3 protein-coding genes and 1 pseudogene are annotated in these 3824 nt (G+C 73.1%); 3 read left to right on the top strand and 1 reads right to left on the bottom strand.

All coding sequences use genetic code 11. The features are described 5' to 3' along the window. The coding region (locus tag GWI24_RS41860) for a helix-turn-helix domain-containing protein (protein WP_210951250.1) at positions 1-1291 on the top strand (1291 nt) is incomplete at its 5' end. A 16-nt stretch (positions 1292-1307) separates the two neighbouring features. Continuing rightward, a complete protein-coding gene (locus GWI24_RS41855; protein ID WP_308344270.1) occupies positions 1308-1850 on the top strand; it encodes a GNAT family N-acetyltransferase in 543 nt (180 codons plus the stop codon). A gap of 58 nt (positions 1851-1908) precedes the next feature. On the opposite strand, the pseudogene GWI24_RS41850 reads toward GWI24_RS41855, so the two are convergent. Continuing rightward, positions 1909-2852, bottom strand: a pseudogene (locus tag GWI24_RS41850) (zinc-binding dehydrogenase). A 99-nt stretch (positions 2853-2951) separates the two neighbouring features. Between GWI24_RS41850 and GWI24_RS41845 the strand changes: the two are divergent. Next, positions 2952-3641 carry a TetR/AcrR family transcriptional regulator gene (locus GWI24_RS41845; protein ID WP_210951248.1) on the top strand — a complete coding sequence of 230 codons (690 nt, stop codon included), beginning with the start codon at positions 2952-2954 and terminating at the stop codon, positions 3639-3641. Positions 3642-3824 lie beyond the last annotated feature (183 nt).

Here is a 3824-nt window from a genome sequence, read left to right as displayed (position 1 = left end):
GGACGTTGGTACAGCGAGAGTTGATGTCGGGGCGGTCCTTCGCGGCGCCCGCTGCGCCGCTCGCCTCACCCAGGCGCAAGTCGGCGAGGCTTGTGGCTACTCCGCGTCGGCCGTGTCCCGGATCGAGTCCGGGCGCATGCGGCTCGACTACTCCACGCTGGCGCAGTTCGCAGCGTTCTTGAACCTCCCACTCGACCGGCTCACCGCGACTCCTGTGCCGGACGCACCCACGGTCGATACGGTGGAGCGTTCATCGGGCGAGGAGGATGCGGTGCGTCGTAGGAATCTGCTCACCGGTGCGTTGGCGGCCGGAGCGACGGGTGTTGTCGGTGCCGCCCCGTCCGGGGCCGTGTCCGGCCCCTTCGACCCGGCGGCCGGGCTTGAGGATGCTCTCTTCCGGCTCCCGTCCGCCGGCCCGGTTCCGCCGGCCCTCCTCGTCCAGCGGACCGCGGCCGCGCGGTCGGACTTTTGCGCCGCTCGCTACGCCGCTCTCGGCCGCGCGCTTCCGGGTCTGCTCGCCTCGGCGTCCGCGACGCGGGACGCGTCGAGCGGACGGGCGCGAGAGCAGGCGAGCATGGTGCTCGCGCGGGCTTACGTGCTGGCTGCCGAGTTGGCGCTCAAACAGCACAACGACGCGGCCTGGGTGGCTGCCGACCGTGCGCTGGCCGCAGCCCGGGCCGGGGGCCACCCGGTGCCGATCGGTGAAGCTTCCCGGGTGCTCGCGATCACCATGCGGCGGTCGGGGCGGTCCCCGGCTGCGGTGCGGCTGCTCACCCAGGAGGCGGCCGATTTGGATGCCGACCAGTCCGCGACCGGGGCTGTGCGTACGACGCTGATGCTGACGGCCGCGTACACGGCGGCCACCAGCAGGGACCGCACCACGGCGCTGGGTCTGCTGGACGAGGCTCAGGAGGAGGCAGAGCGGCGCCAGGCGGTACCGGGGCTGTTCACCGTGGACGTCAGCCGGACGCAGGTGGACGTGTACCGGATCGGCGTGCTCAACGCACTTGGCACGCCTGACGAGGGCGTAAAGGTCGCCGCAAGGCTGAACATCGACTGCATGCCGACGGCAGAGCGCCGCGCCCGCGCCTGGACGGATACGGCCCGCATGTGGCACGCCCTCGGTGACCAGCCGCAGACCTTCGCGGCGCTCCGCAGGGTGGAGCGCGAGGCGCCGCAGGAAGTGCGGCGGCCGGCACTGCGGGCCCTGACGGCGGACCTGTTGTACCTGCCCGCCCGCGTGCCGGGCGTGCGGGAATTCGCGGCCCGCACCGGGGCCCTGCCTGGCTGACGCGGTGGAAGGCAGCGTGAGCTTCGTCCGGGTCGGTGACGTGGAGTCCGTGTGGGATGACCTGGTGGGAATCTACAAGGAGTGCTGGGCGCACAAGCTCCACCTGCCGCACTACGCCCCGGAGACATTCGGGGAGCGGCTGCACCGGCACGCCGCCGAACCGGGGTGGGAGGCCGTGGTGGCGTACGACTCCGGTGAGCCCATCGGCTACGTCTACGCCAACCGGCTCACCGGAGCGGGTGACCGCTGGTGGCGCCGCATCCGGTCAGAGCCCGAGCCGACCATTGCGGGGGCTTCCACGGTCGCGGTGAAAGAGATGATGGTCCGCCAGCGGTGGCGCAGGCAGGGGACCGCCCGCAAGCTGCATGATGCGCTCCTGGCCGGGCGGCCCGAGACGCAGGTCTCATTGATGGTGAACCCATTGAACCAGGACGGGAGGGTGCAGGCCCTCTACGCGTCGTGGGGATACAGAGCGTTGGGCACGGCGCAGTCTTCGCCGGAGGCGCCGGTCCTGACGGTGATGGTGCGCCCGGTGCGGCCCGAGGTGGCTGCCGGGTAGCACCATTCCCTCCAGCGGATCTGCCCGCAGCCTCCTGCGGTGGAACCATTCGTCCCAGTCACGGCGCTGCCAGCCGCCAGCCGATGTCCAGGACCGCCTTGCCGTGGAGGCGGCGGTCCAGGAGGGCGGTGACGGCCTCCTCGGCGCGGTCCCAGCCGCCGCGCCAGGTGATCTGGGGGTCCAGGTCTCCCGTCGCGACGCGCTCCGCGAGCCAGCCGAGGTCCGCGCCGATGTCGGGGCGGTCCAGCAGGTAGAAGGTGACGATGGAGCGGTTGTGGCGGCCCTCGTTGCCGTAGAGGGCGCCGAACGGGAAGGTCTCGGGCTGGCCCGTCACATGGCCGACGGACACCAGGGTGCCGTGCGCGGCGAGCTTGTCGTACGCGGCCACCAGCTGCGGTCCGCCGACGTTGTCGACCACTCCGTGCACCGGCTCGTCGATCTCCGCCGGGTCCGTGACCACCTGGTGGGCGCCCAGTGCGCGCAGACCGTCGCCGTGGGCCGCCGGATCGCCGGTGGAGGCGATGACGTACGCGCCGCCGAGCCGGGCGAGCTGGACGGCGTACCGGCCGACCCCGCCGGTGGCGCCCGTGACCAGGATGCGCCGGCCGAGGGTGTCGCCGATCCGGCGCAGCGCGCGCAGGGCGCTGCCGCCCGCGACCGGGATGGTGCTGATCGCGCCGGGGTCGGCACCGGCGGGCGGGACGCCGAGCATCCCGGTGTCCACCGCGCGCAGCTCCGCCCAGCCGCCGTCCGCGCCCAGGGTGACGACGGGGGTTCCGGCGGCCGGTCCGGAGCCGTCGGCCGCCGGGCGCTCGACCACTCCGGCGGCGTCCCAGCCCAGCACGGTGCCGTCGGGGGCCTCGGTCCGGTGGGAGACCTCGCCGTAGTTGAGGGAGGTGGCGGTCACCCGGACCAGCGCCTGGTGCGGGGCGGGCTCGGGGTCGGCGGCCTCGCCGATGCGGAGGCCTGAGGGGAGGAGTGGTCAACAAGCAGGGCGCGCATGGCCGTTCGCCTTTCCGGTGAATGATGGCGACATCAGTTATGCCACTGAGTGGCAAACGCGTGCAAGTGGCGTGATCGGTGACGGCTAAACTTTTCGTCGTGACTGCCGCTCCCAACTCCTCACTGCGCGAACGCAAGAAGCGGCGCACCCGTCAGACGCTGATAGACACCGCGCTGGAGCTGTTCACCCGGCGCGGCTTCGGCGGGGTGACGCTGGATGAGCTGTGCGAGGAGGTGGAGGTCTCCAAGCGCACCTTCTTCCGCACCTTCACCAGCAAGGAAGATGTCGCGATGGCCCCCGGCCAGGACCTGTGGCGGGTCTTCCTGGAGGAGCTGGAGACCGCGGACCCGGACGGGCTGACGGTGGTGGAGCTGGGCCGGGACGCGCTGCTGGCCGCGCTGGCGCGGATGGACGACGAGGGCTGGGCCCGCCGGATGCTGCTCAGCCGGCGGCTGGCCGAGCGGACGCCCTCGATGGGCGCGCACGGTCTGCAGTTCTGCGAGGCCACCACGCAGGAGGCACTGGCGATCCTGCACCGCAGGTTCGGCCTCGGCACGCCGGGCGACCTCCGGCCGCGGCTGGCCGTGGACATGCTGGTCGCCGCGTTCCACGGGGCGCTGGCGAGTTGGGTGGCGCAAGCGGATGAGACGGGCGGCGTGAGCGGGACGGGCCGTACGCGTAGCGAGCCGCCCACCGCTGGGGAACTGGCCGCCCGCCTCCGCGAGGCCGTCGCCGCCCTCCCCGCGAGCCTCGCCCTGACGGCCGCGCCCGGCGGGGACGGCGGTTGATGTTCGGGTCCTGACGCCCGTGGATGGCCCCGCGCCTTCGCGTCACCTGCGGGTGGTCTGCCGCTGCCCCGCGCGGTCGATGGGTGACGCCCCACGCCGGCCTGCCCTTGGAGCCCGCGCCCCGCGCCGACGACGGCTGACGGCAGCCGGACCAGGCCGCCCGCGCGCTCTGTCGCGAAATGA

The sequence above is a fragment of the Streptomyces sp. MK37H genome (assembly GCF_018035285.1).
Taxonomy (GTDB): Bacteria; Actinomycetota; Actinomycetes; order Streptomycetales; family Streptomycetaceae; genus Streptomyces; species Streptomyces endocoffeicus.
The sequence above is the reverse complement of the archived record's forward strand: the minus strand, read 5'-3'. Positions and strand labels throughout refer to the sequence as shown.